Below are 15,484 nucleotides of genomic sequence, written 5' to 3'. Positions count from 1 at the left end.
GTGGCGGTAGGCGCACGGTCCGGACGCGACGAGGGCGAGGAGCGGCCGGACGACGCCGTCGCGCACGAGACCGAGGAGGACGGCGCGCTGGAGAAGCCGCACCGCTCCTTCTGGAAGGAGCTCCCGCTCCTCATCGGCATCGCGCTGCTGCTGGCCCTGCTGATCAAGACCTTCCTGGTCCAGGCGTTCTCGATCCCCTCCGACTCGATGCAGGACACCCTGCAGCGCGGGGACCGGGTGCTGGTCGACAAGCTGACGCCGTGGTTCGGCTCCGAGCCGGAGCGCGGCGAGGTCGTGGTCTTCCACGACCCGGCGAACTGGCTCTCGGGCGAGCCCACGCCGGAGCCGAACATCGCCCAGAAGGCCCTCAGCTGGATCGGCCTGATGCCGTCCGCCGAGGAGAAGGACCTGATCAAGCGGACCATCGCCATCGGCGGTGACACGGTCGAATGCAAGAAGGGGGGACCGGTCGTCGTCAACGGCAAGGCGCTCGACGAGCCGTACATCTACCCCGGCAACACCGCTTGCGACGACGCCCCGTTCGGCCCGCTCAAGGTGCCCGAGGGCAAGATCTGGGTGATGGGCGACCACCGGCAGAACTCCCAGGACTCCCGCTACCACATGCAGGACTCCACCGGGGGCTTCGTGCCGGTCGACAAGGTCGTCGGGCGGGCCGTCGTGATCGCGTGGCCGGTCACCCGCTGGTCCACCCTGCCGATCCCGGACACCTTCGACCAGCCGGGCATCGGCAACCAGGCCGCTGCCACCGCGCTGGGCCTCGGGGCCGCCGGACTGGCGCCCGTCGGGCTCGGCCCGGCCGCGCTGGGGCTCGCCGGAGCGGTCCCGCTCGTGATGTGGCGCCGCCGGAAGCTGACCAGCGGTCGTACCGACGGGTAGGGTGCCGCCCAGGTCGACGATCCCGATGTGGGGGCGCTGGAATGGGCGGAACAGAAGCGATACGCAGGGGCAAGGATGGCCGCGGCGGTCTCGGCAACGTGTTGTCGGGCATCGTCGTGGCCATCGGCTTTGCGCTCTTCCTCGGCGGCTTCGTGTGGGGGGCGCTCGTCTACCAGCCCTACACGGTCCCGACCGACTCGATGATGCCGACCGTGCGCCCGGGCGACCGGGTGCTGGCACAGCGCATCGACGGCGGTGAGGTGCGCCGCGGGGACGTGGTCATCTTTACTGATTCCATGTGGAGCGATCTGCCCATGGTCAAGCGGGTCGTCGGCATCGGCGGCGACACCGTGAAGTGCTGCGGCGCCGACGGCGAGCTGACCGTGAACGGCAGCCCGCTGGACGAGCCCTACGCCGACACCAGCCGGCCGGACTCGGGCCTCGCCATGCCGCCCGGGCAGGCCCCGCCCCCCGGGACCCCCTTCGAGGTGACGGTCCCCGAGGGGAACCTCTTCCTGCTGGGCGACCGGCGCGCCGCCTCGCTGGACTCGCGGGCCCACCTCCAGGAGGCCGGGCAGGGCACGGTGTCCCGGTCTGCCGTCAGCGCCCGCGTCGACGCCCTGGCCTGGCCGTCCGTGGCGATGCTGGAGCGCCCGAAGACGTACGCGGCCCTGCCCGGCGGGACCTCCGGGCACGGGCCGCTGCGGCTCCAGGTTGCGGCCGTGGCCGTCGGAGCTGCCCTGGTGGTGCTGGGGGCCGCGTACGGGCCGCTCGTGCGGATCCTGGGGCGCGGGCGGCGGGAGCGGGCCGGTGTCGCCTGAACCGGCGGTCGACCGCGGCCCCCGACAGGTGTCCCGGGTGGTCCTGCTGGACCCGGCGGACCGGATCCTGCTGCTGCACGGCTTCGAACCGGCCGACCCCTCGGACGAGTGGTGGTTCACCCCGGGCGGCGGACTCGAGGGCACGGAGACCCGGGAGCAGGCCGCGCTGCGCGAGCTGGCGGAGGAGACCGGGATCACCGAGGTGGAGCTGGGGCCGGTGCTGTGGCACCGCTACTGCTCCTTCCCCTTCGACGGCCGGCGCTGGGAGCAGGACGAGTGGTACTTCCTGGCCCGGACCAGCCAGACCACGACCTGGATGGGCGGTCTGACCGAGCTGGAGCGGCGCAGCGTCACCGGAGCCAGGTGGTGGACCTCCGAGGAACTTCTCGCAGCACGTGAGACGGTGTACCCGACCAGACTCGCCGGGCTGCTCCGCACGCTGCTCGACGAGGGTCCTCCGGGTGCGCCGGTGGTCCTGGCCCCGGAAATCGTTTAGGGGCGCACGGCGCTGGCGCACAATAGGGGGACGCACGGCTGAAGGGGAACATGCCATGAGTGCCGAGGACCTCGAAAAGTACGAGACCGAGATGGAGCTGAAGCTCTATCGGGAGTACCGCGACGTCGTCGGGCTGTTCAAGTATGTGATCGAGACCGAACGCCGTTTCTACCTCACCAACGACTACGAGATGCAGGTGCACTCGGTTCAGGGCGAGGTGTTCTTCGAGGTCTCGATGGCCGATGCCTGGGTCTGGGACATGTACCGGCCGGCCCGCTTCGTGAAGCAGGTCCGGGTGCTGACCTTCAAGGACGTGAACATCGAGGAGCTCAACAAGAGCGACCTCGAACTGCCCGGGAGCTGAGCCGCCTCACCCGGGAGGGTGACGGGTCCGTCCACAGCGGCCGGGTTTTCCACCAAGATCCACGAGGTGGGCGGGGACGCGGGACCGTCGGTGCCGGAGGTGGTGCCCGATGGACGCGAAGAGCGCGGCACGGCAGGCGATGGGGCGGTACGGCGAGGAGCTCGCGGCACGACGGCTGATCGAGGCCGGGATGACCGTGATCGCACGGAACTGGCGGTGCCGCGGCGGGGAGATCGACATCGTCGCGCGCGACGGGGACGCCCTCGTCGTGTGCGAGGTCAAGACCCGGCGCACGGGTGGCTTCGAGCATCCGATGGCCGCCGTGCGGACCGCGAAGGCGGACCGGCTGCGGAGGCTCGCCGGGCGGTGGCTCGCCGACCACGGCGGACCACCGCCGGGCGGGGTCCGCATCGACCTCGTCGGAGTCCTGCTGCCGCGGCGCGGCGCGCCCCTGGTGGAACACGTCAGGGGGGTGGCGTGATGGGGTTCGCGCGGGCCTGCTCCGTGGCCCTGGTCGGCGTCGACGGCGTGGTGGTCGAGGTCCAGGCCGACCTTGAGCCCGGAGTCGCGGCCTTCACCCTGGTGGGGCTGCCGGACAAGACCCTCGTCGAGAGCCGGGACCGGGTGCGTGCGGCCGTGGTCAACTCCGGAGCGGCCTGGCCGCAGAAGAAGCTCACGGTCGGGCTGAGCCCGGCCTCCGTGCCGAAGTCCGGCGCCGGATTCGACCTGGCCGTCGCGGCGGCCGTGCTCGGGGCGGCCGAGGTGGTCGACCCGGCGGTCATCGCCGACCTCGTGCTGATCGGCGAGCTGGGGCTGGACGGGCGCGTGCGCCCGGTCCGGGGCATCCTGCCGGCCGTCCTCGCCGCGGCCGAGGCCGGCTACCGGCAGGTGGTCGTGCCGCAGCAGTGCGCCGCCGAGGCCGCGCTGGTGCCGGACGTCTCGGTGCTCGGCGTGCGCAGCCTGCGCCAGCTGATCGCCGTCCTGACCGACGGGGAGGTGCCCGAGGAGGATCACGGGGACCCGCCGGGCCGCCCGGACCCGATGCTGGCCGGACTGCTCGTCCCCGGGGCGGGCCTGGGCACCGGGCTCGCCCCGGGCCGCCCCGGCGGGGACTGCGCAGACTTCCCCGACCTCGCCGATGTGACGGGGCAGCACACGGCCCGCCGCGCCCTCGAAGTGGCGGCCGCCGGAGGGCACCACCTTTTCCTGAGCGGGCCGCCCGGGGCCGGCAAGACCATGCTGGCCGAGCGGCTGCCCTGGATCCTGCCGCCGCTCACCCGACAGGACTCCGTGGAGGTCACGGCGGTCCACTCGGTCGCGGGAATCCTGCCGCCCGGCGAGCCGCTCGTCTCGCGGCCGCCGTACTGCGCCCCGCACCACTCGGCGACCATGCAGTCCCTGGTGGGCGGCGGGACCGGGGTGCCCCGGCCCGGAGCGGTCTCCCTCGCCCACCGCGGGGTGCTCTTTCTGGACGAGGCCGCGGAGTTCCACAGCCGGGCGCTGGACGCGCTGCGCCAGCCCCTCGAATCGGGGCACGTGGTCATCGCCCGCGCGGCCGGAGTGGTACGCCTGCCCGCCAGGTTCCTGATGGTGCTCGCCGCGAATCCCTGCCCGTGCGGGCGGCACACCCTGCACGGGGCGGGATGCGAATGCCCGCCCTCGGTGGTCCGGCGTTACCAGGCCCGGCTGTCGGGGCCGTTGCTCGACCGGGTCGACCTGAGGGTGGAGGTCGAGCCCGTGACGCGCAGCGACCTGCTGGGGCAGGGGGGTCGGGGGGAGTCCAGCGAGGTGGTCGCCGACCGGGTGAGGGAGGCCCGGGAACGTGCCGCGGGCCGACTCACCGGCACCCCTTGGCGGCTCAACTCGGAAGTTTCGGGACAGGAGTTGAGGACCCGTTGGCAGGCGGCCCCGGGGGCACTGGCGCAGGCCGAGCGGGAGCTGGAGCGGGGGCTGCTCACCGCGCGCGGGCTGGACCGGGTCCTGCGGGTCGCCTGGACCGTCGCCGACCTGCGGGGGCGGGACCGCCCCGAGGCCCTCGACGTGGCCGTGGCGCTGGAGCTGCGGACCGGCATCGCCCGCGGGGCCATGTCATTGACGGGGGCCGGGACATGACCGGCGCGGGGGAGGAGGAACTGCTGGCCCGGGCGGCCCTGACACGGGTCCTGGAGCCCGGTGACGCGCACGGCGGGCGCTGGATCCGGGAGCACGGTGCCACGGGGCTGCTCCGGCTGCTGACCGGCCCGGAGGCGGAGCGGCAGTCTCCGCCCGGGGTGGGACCGGAGCGGCTCGCCGCGTACCGCAGACGCGCGGCGCTGGCCGACCCCCGTCGGGACCTGGAGCTCGCCGCCGGCGCGGGAGTCCGGTTCGTGTTCCCGGGTTCGGCGGAGTGGCCGACGCAGCTGGACGACCTCGGGGACGAACGCCCCGTCGGGCTCTGGCTGCGGGGCCGGCCGAACCTGCGTACCTGGGCGCTGCGTTCGGTCGCCGTGGTCGGGGCCAGGGCCTGCACTCCGTACGGCGCGCACATGGCGCAGACGCTGGCCGCCGGTCTCGCCGAACGGGGCTGGGTCGTCGTCTCCGGTGCGGCCTTCGGCATCGACGGCGCCGCCCATCGCGGGGCCCTCGCCTCCGGCGGCGCGACTGCGGCGGTGCTCGCCTGCGGGGTGGACGTCGCCTATCCCCGCGGGCACGCCGGGCTGCTCGGCCGGATCGCCGGCCAGGGTCTGGTCGTTGGGGAGTTGCCGCCCGGCAGCCATCCGACGCCCAGCCGCTTCGTCCTGCGCAACCGGGTCATCGCCGCCCTCACCCGCGGCACCGTCGTCGTGGAGGCCGCCCACCGCAGCGGCTCCCTGGTGACCGCCCGGCGGGCCCAGCGGCTCGGGCGGTTCACGATGGGCGTCCCCGGGCCCGCCACCAGCGGACTCTCGACAGGCGTGCACGAACTGCTGAGGGGAGGCGAGGCCCAGCTGGTCACCGACGCCGCAGAGGTGGTCGAACTCGTCGGCCGCATGGGGGAGCTGGCGCCCGAGCGGCGCGGCCCGGTGCTCGCCCGGGACCTGCTGGACCGGGACACGGCCCGCGTGCTCGAAGCCCTACCGGCCGGGCGCCCGGTGACCGCGGCCGAGCTGGCACTTGCCGCCGGCATCGGCACCGATGAAGTCATCGGCAGACTGTACGAACTTCACTCTCTGGGGTTCGTCGAACGGCAGGGCGACGGCTGGCAGTTGAGCGGAGGTACGGCTGGAGAGGGCATGCAAACCCGGGTTCCCCGGCGAGGCGGTCGTTGACCTGGGGACTTCCGGTGAAAGAGTGAAACCGATGAGAGACGCGGTCCTCCCGGTGGCAGTCGCCGGGACCGTGCGCGAGGCGCCGGTCCCGGGTCGCCCGCGCGAGCCGGGACGCCCCTCGGCCCCCGCGCCATCCCGTACTCTTCGCGCACCGCGACACTTCCGTCACGCTACGCTCCCAAGGAATCCGGCTCCGGCAAAGGCGACGCATGCCCCAGCACACCTCAGGGTCCGACCGCGCTGCGGTGCCCCCCGCTGCCCGCGGCAGCGTGCGGGCCACCGCGCCCTCGTCCCTGGAGGCGCTGTGGCGCTCGTACAAGGACTCGGGTGACGAACGGCTGCGGGAGCAGCTGATCCTGCACTACTCGCCCCTGGTGAAGTACGTGGCCGGACGCGTCAGCGTGGGCCTGCCGCCCAATGTGGAGCAGGCCGACTTCGTCTCCTCCGGGGTCTTCGGGCTGATCGACGCCATCGAGAAGTTCGACATCGACCGCTCGATCAAGTTCGAGACGTACGCGATCACCCGGATCCGCGGCGCCATGATCGACGAACTGCGGGCGCTGGACTGGATCCCCCGCTCGGTCCGGCAGAAGGCCCGGGCCGTGGAGCGGGCCTACGCCACGCTGGAGGCCCAGCTGCGGCGCACCCCGACGGAGAGCGAGGTCGCCGGGGAGATGGGGATCGGTGTGGAGGACCTCCACACCGTCTTCAGCCAGTTGTCGCTGGCGAACGTGGTCGCCCTGGAGGAGCTGCTGCACGTCGGCGGGGAGGGCGGCGACCGCCTCTCGCTGATGGACACCCTGGAGGACCATGCCGCCGACAACCCGGTGGAGGTGGCGGAGGACCGCGAACTGCGGCGCCTGCTGGCACGGGCCATCAACACGCTGCCCGAACGGGAGAAGACCGTGGTGACCCTGTACTACTACGAGGGACTCACCCTGGCCGAGATCGGCAACGTGCTGGGCGTCACCGAGAGCCGGGTCAGCCAGATCCACACCAAGTCCGTGCTGCAACTGCGCGCAAAGTTGGCAGATGTGGGGCGGTGAGCTTGCGGTACCTCCGTAGAGTGGATGTGTGCCCAGGATTCGAGCGGCCTCCGTGGCCGAGCACCGGTCGATGCAGCGCGGCGCCCTCTTGGACGCCGCGCGTTCCCTGCTGTCCGAAGGCGGTACGGAGGCGCTGACCTTCCCCGCCCTGGCGGAGCGGACCGGACTCGCCCGGTCCTCCGTGTACGAGTACTTCCGCTCCCGCGCGGCCGTGGTCGAAGAGCTGTGCGCCGTGGACTTCCCCGTGTGGGCCGCCGAGATCGAGGCGGCGATGGAACGGGCGGATGCGCCGGAGGCGAAGGTCGAGGCCTACGTGCGCAGCCAGCTGGCCCTGGTGGGGGACCGTCGGCACCGGGCGGTCGTGGCGATCTCGGCCAGCGAGCTGGACGCCGGAGCCCGGGAGAAGATCCGCGCCGCGCACGGCGGGCTGATCGCGATGATCGTCGAGGCGCTGGCCGCCCTCGGGCAGGACCAGCCGAGGCTGGCCGCGATGCTGCTCCAGGGGGTCGTGGACGCGGCCGTGCGCCGCATCGAGCTCGGCGCCGCGGAGGATCCCGAGGTCATCACGGAGACGGCCCTGGCCATCGCCCTGCGGGGGGTCCGGGGCTGAGCCCCGCCGCGGGCGGCGGACACCCCCGCCTCACCTGGCGCCCGCTGCCGCCGTCGGGACCGTGCCCGGATCCGTGCCGGGCCCCGGCAGCAGGCGCGGGGTGGGCCGGGCCAGGAGCGTCAGCGGGTTGAGGTACGCCTCCCCCGACAGCAGGCCCCAGTGCAGGCACGGCTCCGGACAGTGGGACCCCTCCGTGAGCACCGCGACCACCTGCCCCGCCGTGACCTCCTCACCCTCCGCGACCAGCGGCCGGACCGGTTCGTACGTCGTGCGCAGACCGTTCGGCAGGGCGAGCGAGAGGACCCCGCGGCCCGCGACCGGCCCGGCGTGGTGGACCCGGCCGGCGGCGACCGCCCGTAGCTCCGCGCCCACCGGCGCGGCCAGGTCCACCCCGCGGTGGCCGGCCGCGTACGGGGTCGGGGGCGGTTCCCACCAGCGCACCACCGACAGCGGCGGGGGCAGCGGGCGGACCGCAGCCGGGACGGCCGACTGGGACAGGGACAGGGCCAGGAGCAGGCTGAGCAGCAGTGTCGTCATGCACCGCAGCGTCCCGCGGTCCCCCGCGGCGGCGGGCCGGGCTGTGGACGGTCCGGGCACTGTGGACAACGGCGTCACCCGGCATACCGCCGGGTCCCGTACACTTCTTGTGGCGATCCGGGTCACCGGGTCGACTTCGCACGCCCCGGCACCAGCCCGAAACGGCCAGGTGACAGCGTCTCTCGGTCCCCTTCATGGGGGCAGGGCGCGGTGGGGCGTCAGGAACCAAACCGAGAAACCAAGGAGATGGCCATGGCCGTCGTCACGATGCGGGAGCTGCTGGAAAGCGGCGTCCACTTCGGTCACCAGACCCGTCGTTGGAACCCGAAGATGAAGCGCTTCATCTTCACGGAGCGCAACGGCATCTACATCATCGACCTGCTGCAGTCGCTGTCGTACATCGACCGCGCCTACGAGTTCGTGAAGGAGACCGTCGCGCACGGTGGCTCCATCATGTTCGTCGGTACCAAGAAGCAGGCCCAGGAGGCCATCGCCGAGCAGGCGACGCGCGTTGGTATGCCGTACGTCAACCAGCGCTGGCTGGGTGGCATGCTCACCAACTTCTCCACCGTCTACAAGCGCCTCCAGCGTCTGAAGGAGCTTGAGGCGATCGACTTCGAGGACGTCGCCGCCTCGGGTCTCACCAAGAAGGAGCTCCTGGTCCTCTCCCGCGAGAAGGCCAAGCTGGAGAAGACCCTCGGTGGTATCCGCGAGATGTCGAAGGTTCCCAGCGCCGTCTGGATCGTCGACACCAAGAAGGAGCACATCGCCGTCGGTGAGGCGCGCAAGCTGCACATCCCGGTCGTCGCGATCCTCGACACCAACTGCGACCCCGACGAGGTCGACTACAAGATCCCGGGCAACGACGACGCGATCCGTTCCGTCACCCTGCTCACCCGCGTGATCGCCGACGCCGTCGCCGAGGGCCTCATCGCCCGCTCCGGCGCTGCGACCGGCGACTCGAAGCCGGGCGAGAAGGCCGCCGCCGAGCCGCTCGCCGAGTGGGAGCGCGACCTGCTCGAGGGTGACAAGAAGGCTGACGAGGCCCCGGCCGCCGACGCCGCCGCCGAGGCTGCTCCGGCCGCCGAGGCCGCCGAGGCCCCGGCCGCGGAGGCTCCGGCCGCCGACGCCGAGCAGGCCTGACCCACTGAGAGCGTCCGGCGTTCACGCGCCGGGCACTCACAGCACGGACGATGACGGCGGGGGAGCCGCGCCACGAGCGCGGCGCCTCCGCCGTTCACCCGTAGATCTACGACTTCGAGAGAGAATCACAGACTCATGGCGAACTACACCGCCGCTGACGTCAAGAAGCTCCGCGAGCTCACCGGCGCCGGCATGCTGGACTGCAAGAACGCGCTCGTGGACGCCGACGGTGACGTCGACAAGGCCCAGGAAGCCCTCCGCATCAAGGGTCAGAAGGGCGTCGCCAAGCGCGAGGGCCGTTCTGCCGAGAACGGTGCCGTCGTCTCCCTCATCGCCGACGACAACACCTCCGGTGTCATCGTCGAGCTGAAGTGCGAGACCGACTTCGTCGCCAAGGGCGAGAAGTTCCTGGCCGTCGCCAACCAGCTGGCCGCGCACGTCGCCGCCACCTCCCCGGCCGACATCGAGGCGCTGCTCGCGTCCGAGATCGAGCCCGGCAAGACCGTCACCGCTTTCGTCGACGAGGCCAACGCCAACCTCGGCGAGAAGATCGTCCTGGACCGCTTCGCGCAGTTCACCGGCGGCTACGTGACCGCGTACATGCACCGCACGATGCCCGACCTGCCGTTCCAGATCGGCGTCCTGGTCGAGCTCGACAAGGAGAACGCCGAGGTCGCCCGCGGCGTCGCGCAGCACATCGCCGCGTTCGCGCCGCAGTGGCTGTCCGCCGAGGACGTCCCGGCCGACAAGGTCGAGTCCGAGCGCCGCATCGCCGAAGAGGTCACCCGCGCGGAGGGCAAGCCCGAGGCTGCCATCGCGAAGATCGTCGAGGGTCGCGTCAACGGCTTCTTCAAGGACGCCACGCTGCTCGGCCAGGCCTACGCCCTGGACAACAAGAAGTCCGTCCAGAAGGTTCTGGACGAGGCCGGTGTCACCCTGAAGCGCTTCACCCGCATCAAGGTCGGCATCTGAGTCCGTCCGTACGCGACGGACACCGGACCCCGGTAGGGTCTGAAGCAGTCGTCCGCGCTTGCGCGAGGCGACCGCAGATCTGACGAGGAGGCCATTGCCGTAGAGGGAACCGCAAGGACCCACCGGCAATGGCCTTCTTCGTATGTGCACGAGGAGATCTCCATGAATCAGGGCGTGGACCCCCACACCGCTTCCGACAACAAGAGCGACCAGTTCAAGAAGGGCCGCCGCTTCATGCTGAAGCTGTCGGGCGAGGCCTTCTCCGGTGGCGGAGGACTGGGTGTCGATCCCGACGTCGTCCACGCCATCGCCCGTGAGATCGCCGCGGTGGTCCGCGACGGCGCGGAGATCGCCGTCGTGATCGGCGGCGGCAACTTCTTCCGAGGCGCCGAGCTCCAGCAGCGCGGCATGGACCGGGCTCGGTCCGACTACATGGGCATGCTCGGAACGGTCATGAACTGCCTCGCGCTCCAGGACTTCCTGGAGAAGGAGGGCATCGACTCCCGCGTGCAGACCGCCATCACCATGGGCCAGGTCGCGGAGCCGTACATCCCGCTGCGCGCCGTGCGCCACCTGGAGAAGGGCCGCGTCGTCATCTTCGGCGCCGGCATGGGCATGCCCTACTTCTCCACCGACACCACGGCCGCCCAGCGCGCCCTGGAGATCGACGCCGAAGCCCTCCTCATGGGCAAGAACGGTGTCGACGGGGTCTACGACTCCGACCCGAAGAAGAACCCGGACGCGGTGAAGTTCGACGCGCTGGAGTACGGCGAGGTGCTCTCGCGCGACCTCAAGGTCGCCGACGCCACCGCGATCACCCTCTGCCGCGACAACAAGCTGCCGATCCTCGTCTTCGAGCTGCTCGCCGAGGGCAATATCGCCCGCGCCGTCAAGGGTGAGAAGATCGGCACGCTCGTCAGCGACCAGGAAACCCGGGTCTGAGCAGTTCGCTGCCGGTCCGGGTGGCCCCGACCGGCCCGCCCGCCCGCCTGAACCATCCATTCAAGACATGCAGGAGCACGTGGTGATCGAAGAAATCCTCCTCGAGGCCGAGGAGAAGATGGAGAAGGCCGTCGTCGTCGCGAAGGAGGACTTCGCCGCGATCCGCACCGGCCGTGCGCACCCGGCGATGTTCAACAAGATCGTCGCCGACTACTACGGCGCCATCACGCCCATCAACCAGCTCGCCTCCTTCGCGGTTCCCGAGCCGCGCATGGCCATCGTGACGCCGTTCGACGCGTCCGCGCTGCGCAACATCGAGCAGGCCATCCGCGACTCCGACCTCGGGGTCAACCCGAGCAACGACGGCCGCATCATCCGGGTGACCTTCCCCGAGCTGACCGGGGAGCGCCGCAAGGAGTACATCAAGGTCGCCAAGAACAAGGCCGAGGACTCCAAGGTCTCCATCCGCTCCGTCCGCCGCAAGGCCAAGGACGCCCTCGACAAGCTCGTCAAGGACAAGGAGGCGGGCGAGGACGAGGTCCGTCGCGCGGAGAAGGAGCTCGACGACACCACCGCGAAGTACGTCGCGCAGGTGGACGAGCTCCTCAAGCACAAGGAAGCCGAGCTCCTCGAAGTCTGATGAACGACTCTTCCTGGCAGCCGGAGCCGGTTCCGGCGGGTCCCGCATACGATGCGCAGGTGGGCCCGCACACTCGGCCCATGCCCATCGTGCCCGATGCCGCCGGCCGTGACTTCGACGACCGGGAAGCACGCGATCGGGGGGCCGCCTCGGACGGCGGCTCCCCCTTCCGCGCCGATACGCCGCCGCAGGAGCCCATGCCCAGCCCCCCGCCTCCGCATGCCGAGCACCCGCAGGACTCCTCCCCCCCGCCGCAGAAGAAGCGGGCGGGGCGGGACCTGCGTGCCGCGATAGGGGTGGGCGTCGGTCTCGGCGCGGTGATCTTCGCATCGCTCCTGATCGTCAAGGCGGTCTTCGTCGGCGTCATCGTCGTCGCCGTCGTCGTCGGCCTGTGGGAGCTCACCTCCCGTCTGCAGGAGAAGAAGGGCATCAAGGCCCCTCTGGTCCCGCTCGCGGTCGGTGGCGCGGCCATGGTCATCGCCGGATACGTCCGGGGGGCCGAGGGCGCCTGGGTGGCCATGGCGCTGACCGTGCTGGCCGTCCTGGTGTGGCGGATGACCGAACCGCCCGAGGACTACCTCAAGGACGTCACGGCGGGTGCCTTCGCGGCCTTCTACGTGCCCTTCCTGGCCACCTTCGTCGCGATGCTGCTCACCGCCGACGACGGGCCGCAGCGCGTGATCACCTTCCTGCTCCTGACCGTGGTCAGCGACACCGGGGCCTACGCCGTGGGCTGGCGCTTCGGGAAGACCAAGCTCGCGCCGCGCATCAGCCCCGGAAAGACCCGCGAGGGGCTGTTCGGCGCGGTGGCCTTCGCCATGGTCGCCGGCGCGCTCTGCATGGAGTTCCTGATCGACGGCGGCGCCTGGTGGCAGGGCCTGCTGCTCGGCCTCGCGGTCGCGGTCAGCGCCACCCTGGGCGACCTGGGCGAGTCGATGATCAAGAGGGACCTGGGCATCAAGGACATGGGCACCCTGCTGCCGGGGCACGGCGGCATCATGGACCGGCTGGACTCGCTCCTGCCCACTGCGCCGGTGGTGTGGCTGCTGCTGGCCGCTTTCGTCGGCACCGGCTGACCGGTCCCGGTCGGGTTATCCTGGAGGGCGCGCCGCGTGTACGCGGCGCGCCCTTTCCGTCCAGCGGCCGAGCCGCGGACCGGCCCTGCACGCGCGGGGTGACCCCCACCTCGTCGTACTGAGGAGTACCGCATGGCCCCCCGTCCCGCTCCGGGTGAGCTCACCTTCGTCGCTCCTCGCGGGGTCAAGAAGCCGCCCCGGCACCTCGCCGACATGACCCCGGCCGAGCGCCGCGAAGCGGTCGCCGCGATCGGCGAGAAGCCCTTCCGTGCCAAGCAGCTCTCCCAGCACTACTTCGCCCGCTACGCGCACGACCCGGCCGAGTGGACGGACATCCCCGCGGGCTCCCGCGAGAAGCTCCAGCAGGAGCTCCTTCCGGACCTGATGAACGTCCTCCGGCACATCAGCTGCGACGACGACACCACCCGCAAGACCCTGTGGAAGCTGCACGACGGCACGCTGGTGGAGTCCGTGCTGATGCGCTACCCCGACCGGGTCACCATGTGCATCTCCTCGCAGGCCGGCTGCGGCATGAACTGCCCGTTCTGCGCCACGGGCCAGGCGGGCCTGGACCGCAACCTCTCCACCGCCGAGATCGTGCACCAGATCGTCGACGGCATGCGCGCGCTGCGCGACGGCGAGGTCCCCGGCGGCCCCGCCCGGCTGTCGAACATCGTCTTCATGGGCATGGGCGAGCCCCTGGCCAACTACAACCGCGTCGTCGGAGCCATCCGCCGGCTCACGGACCCGGAGCCCGACGGCCTGGGCCTGTCCCAGCGCGGCATCACCGTCTCCACGGTCGGCCTGGTCCCGGCCATGCTGCGGTTCGCCGACGAGGGCTTCAAGTGCCGCCTCGCCGTCTCGCTGCACGCGCCGGACGACGAGCTGCGCGACACCCTGGTCCCGGTGAACACCCGCTGGAAGGTCCGCGAGGTCCTCGACGCCGCCTGGGAGTACGCCGAGAAGTCCGGCCGCCGGATCTCGATCGAGTACGCCCTGATCCGCGACATCAACGACCAGGCCTGGCGCGGTGACCTGCTGGGCCGGCTGCTCAAGGGCAAGCGCGTACACGTCAACCTGATCCCGCTGAACCCGACGCCCGGCTCCAAGTGGACCGCCTCGCGGCCCGAGGACGAGAAGGCCTTCGTGGAGGCCATCGCGCGGCACGGCGTGCCCGTGACCGTACGGGACACCCGGGGCCAGGAGATCGACGGCGCGTGCGGCCAGCTGGCCGCTTCGGAGCGCTAGCGTCCGGTTCTGGCCGGTCACATTCGGCCACGGGGTACCCTGTGGCCGAACCAATTGCATATTCCGACAGGGGAGCGCCACAGCGCTGAGAGTGCGGTATCCGTCATCCGCAGACCCTCTGAACCTCGCCCCGGTCATTCGGGGTAGGAAGTTCGGTCACCACTCAAGCTGTTGCGCCCTGCCCGGCGTCCGCTCCCACAGAGCGCCGGGCAGGGCCGCGTCTTCTCCTGGTCATCCCAGGAGGAATCACCAGTGAGCACCACCAAGAAGATCGCGGGCGCCGCGCTCGCGGCCGCGCTGGGCGTCACCACGCTCAGCGCCTGCGGCGGCGACGCCAAGGACAAGCCCGCGGGCACGAGCGACGCCCCCAAGTCCAAGACCGTCACGCTCGTCTCCCACGACTCCTTCAACGTGACCGAAGCGGTCCTCAAGGAGTTCGAGCAGCAGAGCGGCTACTCCGTCAAGGTGCTGAAGTCCGGTGACGCCGGCGCCGCCCTGAACCAGGAGATCCTCACCAAGGGCTCCCCGCGCGGCGACGTCTTCTTCGGCGTCGACAACACCCTGCTCTCGCGCGCCCTCGACAACGGCATCTTCACCCCGTACGAGGCCAAGGGCCTGGCCGACGTGAAGCCCGAGTACGTGCTCGACAAGGAGCACCGGGTCACCCCGATCGACTCCGGCGACATCTGTGTCAACTACGACAAGGCGTACTTCGCCGACAAGAAGATCGCCCCGCCGCAGACGCTGGACGACCTCACCAAGCCGGAGTACAAGAACCTGCTGGTGGTCGAGAACGCCGCGACCTCCTCTCCCGGCCTCGGCTTCATGCTCGCCTCCGTCGGCAAGTACGGCGAGGAGGGCTGGAAGGACTACTGGAGCAAGCTGAAGGCCAACGGCGTCGAGGTCGTCGACGGCTGGGAGCAGGCCTACAACGAGCGCTTCTCCGGCTCCGCGGGCGGCAAGAAGGCCAAGGGCGACCGCCCGCTCGTCGTCTCCTACGCCTCCAGCCCGCCGGTCGAGGTGCTGTACGGCGAGCCGCAGCCGGCCGAGGCCCCGACGGGCGTCGCCACCGGCACCTGCTTCCGCCAGATCGAGTTCGCGGGTCTGCTGAAGGGCGCGAAGAACGAGGAGGGCGGCAAGGCCCTCGTCGACTTCCTGATCAGCAAGAAGTTCCAGGAGGACATGCCCCTCCAGATGTTCGTGAATCCCGTGACCAAGGACGCCGCGCTGCCGGAGCTGTTCACCAAGCACGGTGTGGTGGTCGAGAAGCCGGAGAACGTCACTCCGGAGACCATCGCCAAGAACCGTGAGCAGTGGGTCAAGGCATGGACCGCCCTCGTCGTGAAGTAGGCGGTACGAAGGAGCCGGGCGCGGCGTCCCAGGACGCCGCCCCGGTCCCCGGACC

At 71.2% G+C, this 15,484-nt stretch carries 17 protein-coding genes; 16 read left to right on the top strand and 1 reads right to left on the bottom strand.

Features of this window, described 5'->3' with window-relative positions; genetic code table 11:
• From lepB (OHA91_RS11675) to OHA91_RS11635, 9 genes are all read left to right on the top strand, one after another.
• Positions 1-897 carry a signal peptidase I gene (lepB, locus tag OHA91_RS11675; protein WP_031148723.1) on the top strand — a complete coding sequence of 299 codons (897 nt, stop codon included), beginning with the start codon at positions 1-3 and terminating at the stop codon, positions 895-897.
• A 41-nt stretch (positions 898-938) separates the two neighbouring features.
• On the top strand, positions 939-1,718 hold the full coding sequence (lepB, locus tag OHA91_RS11670) for a signal peptidase I (RefSeq protein WP_031148725.1): 780 nt from the start codon (positions 939-941) through the stop codon (positions 1,716-1,718).
• Positions 1,708-2,214, top strand: a complete 507-nt coding sequence (locus OHA91_RS11665) for an NUDIX hydrolase (protein WP_031148727.1) — start codon at positions 1,708-1,710, stop codon at positions 2,212-2,214. Before lepB (OHA91_RS11670) ends, OHA91_RS11665 begins: the two co-directional genes overlap by 11 nt.
• 55 nt (positions 2,215-2,269) lie before the next feature.
• A complete protein-coding gene (locus OHA91_RS11660; RefSeq protein WP_005311352.1) occupies positions 2,270-2,578 on the top strand; it encodes a DUF2469 domain-containing protein in 309 nt (102 codons plus the stop codon).
• Between the two features lie 109 nt (positions 2,579-2,687).
• A complete protein-coding gene (locus OHA91_RS11655; protein WP_031148728.1) occupies positions 2,688-3,059 on the top strand; it encodes a YraN family protein in 372 nt (123 codons plus the stop codon).
• Entirely contained in the window at positions 3,059-4,690 is a 1,632-nt protein-coding gene (locus OHA91_RS11650; protein ID WP_328741122.1) for a YifB family Mg chelatase-like AAA ATPase, read from the top strand. The genes OHA91_RS11655 and OHA91_RS11650 overlap by 1 nt, the downstream gene beginning before the upstream one ends.
• A complete protein-coding gene (gene dprA / locus OHA91_RS11645) occupies positions 4,687-5,865 on the top strand; it encodes a DNA-processing protein DprA (RefSeq protein WP_037631861.1) in 1,179 nt (392 codons plus the stop codon). Before OHA91_RS11650 ends, dprA begins: the two co-directional genes overlap by 4 nt.
• Positions 5,866-6,074: 209 nt before the next feature.
• On the top strand, positions 6,075-6,911 hold the full coding sequence (whiG, locus tag OHA91_RS11640) for an RNA polymerase sigma factor WhiG (RefSeq protein WP_031148734.1): 837 nt from the start codon (positions 6,075-6,077) through the stop codon (positions 6,909-6,911).
• Between the two features lie 52 nt (positions 6,912-6,963).
• Entirely contained in the window at positions 6,964-7,521 is a 558-nt protein-coding gene (locus OHA91_RS11635; RefSeq protein ID WP_031148736.1) for a TetR/AcrR family transcriptional regulator, read from the top strand.
• Positions 7,522-7,551: 30 nt separating this feature from the next.
• Here OHA91_RS11635 and OHA91_RS11630 read toward each other — a convergent pair whose 3' ends face one another.
• Positions 7,552-8,058, bottom strand: coding sequence for a M23 family metallopeptidase (locus OHA91_RS11630; RefSeq protein ID WP_107064664.1), 507 nt, complete (start codon positions 8,056-8,058; stop codon positions 7,552-7,554).
• Positions 8,059-8,310: 252 nt separating this feature from the next.
• Between OHA91_RS11630 and rpsB the strand changes: the two genes are divergently transcribed.
• The 7 genes from rpsB (at position 8,311) to OHA91_RS11595 (ending at position 15,429) form a co-directional block, all read left to right on the top strand.
• On the top strand, positions 8,311-9,201 hold the full coding sequence (rpsB, locus tag OHA91_RS11625) for a 30S ribosomal protein S2 (RefSeq protein WP_031148740.1): 891 nt from the start codon (positions 8,311-8,313) through the stop codon (positions 9,199-9,201).
• Between the two features lie 135 nt (positions 9,202-9,336).
• Entirely contained in the window at positions 9,337-10,173 is an 837-nt protein-coding gene (gene tsf, locus OHA91_RS11620) for a translation elongation factor Ts (protein WP_031148742.1), read from the top strand.
• Between the two features lie 162 nt (positions 10,174-10,335).
• A complete protein-coding gene (pyrH, locus tag OHA91_RS11615; protein WP_031148744.1) occupies positions 10,336-11,115 on the top strand; it encodes a UMP kinase in 780 nt (259 codons plus the stop codon).
• 82 nt (positions 11,116-11,197) lie between these two features.
• Entirely contained in the window at positions 11,198-11,755 is a 558-nt protein-coding gene (gene frr, locus OHA91_RS11610; protein ID WP_030028670.1) for a ribosome recycling factor, read from the top strand.
• Complete coding sequence (locus OHA91_RS11605) at positions 11,755-12,831, top strand: phosphatidate cytidylyltransferase (protein WP_031148746.1); 1,077 nt, start codon at positions 11,755-11,757, stop codon at positions 12,829-12,831. The genes frr and OHA91_RS11605 overlap by 1 nt, the downstream gene beginning before the upstream one ends.
• A gap of 132 nt (positions 12,832-12,963) precedes the next feature.
• A complete protein-coding gene (gene rlmN / locus OHA91_RS11600; protein ID WP_031148748.1) occupies positions 12,964-14,079 on the top strand; it encodes a 23S rRNA (adenine(2503)-C(2))-methyltransferase RlmN in 1,116 nt (371 codons plus the stop codon).
• Between the two features lie 252 nt (positions 14,080-14,331).
• Entirely contained in the window at positions 14,332-15,429 is a 1,098-nt protein-coding gene (locus OHA91_RS11595) for a thiamine ABC transporter substrate-binding protein (RefSeq protein ID WP_031148750.1), read from the top strand.
• Positions 15,430-15,484 lie beyond the last annotated feature (55 nt).

Origin of the sequence: Streptomyces erythrochromogenes, from assembly GCF_036170895.1 — a bacterium.
Lineage (GTDB): Bacteria > Actinomycetota > Actinomycetes > Streptomycetales > Streptomycetaceae > Streptomyces > Streptomyces erythrochromogenes.
This window is presented reverse-complemented; position numbering and strand designations above follow the sequence as displayed.

Excerpts from the sequence above, each read along its gene's own strand:
- lepB (WP_031148725.1), top strand. The coding sequence starts at position 939 with ATGGGCGGAACAGAAGCGATACGCAGGGGCAAGGATGGCCGCGGCGGT.
- OHA91_RS11660 (WP_005311352.1), top strand. The coding sequence starts at position 2,270 with ATGAGTGCCGAGGACCTCGAAAAGTACGAGACCGAGATGGAGCTGAAG.
- OHA91_RS11655 (WP_031148728.1), top strand. The coding sequence starts at position 2,688 with ATGGACGCGAAGAGCGCGGCACGGCAGGCGATGGGGCGGTACGGCGAG.
- OHA91_RS11650 (WP_328741122.1), top strand. The coding sequence starts at position 3,059 with ATGGGGTTCGCGCGGGCCTGCTCCGTGGCCCTGGTCGGCGTCGACGGC.
- dprA (WP_037631861.1), top strand. The coding sequence starts at position 4,687 with ATGACCGGCGCGGGGGAGGAGGAACTGCTGGCCCGGGCGGCCCTGACA.
- whiG (WP_031148734.1), top strand. The coding sequence starts at position 6,075 with ATGCCCCAGCACACCTCAGGGTCCGACCGCGCTGCGGTGCCCCCCGCT.
- OHA91_RS11630 (WP_107064664.1), bottom strand. The coding sequence starts at position 8,058 with ATGACGACACTGCTGCTCAGCCTGCTCCTGGCCCTGTCCCTGTCCCAG.
- rpsB (WP_031148740.1), top strand. The coding sequence starts at position 8,311 with ATGGCCGTCGTCACGATGCGGGAGCTGCTGGAAAGCGGCGTCCACTTC.
- tsf (WP_031148742.1), top strand. The coding sequence starts at position 9,337 with ATGGCGAACTACACCGCCGCTGACGTCAAGAAGCTCCGCGAGCTCACC.
- pyrH (WP_031148744.1), top strand. The coding sequence starts at position 10,336 with ATGAATCAGGGCGTGGACCCCCACACCGCTTCCGACAACAAGAGCGAC.
- OHA91_RS11605 (WP_031148746.1), top strand. The coding sequence starts at position 11,755 with ATGAACGACTCTTCCTGGCAGCCGGAGCCGGTTCCGGCGGGTCCCGCA.
- rlmN (WP_031148748.1), top strand. The coding sequence starts at position 12,964 with ATGGCCCCCCGTCCCGCTCCGGGTGAGCTCACCTTCGTCGCTCCTCGC.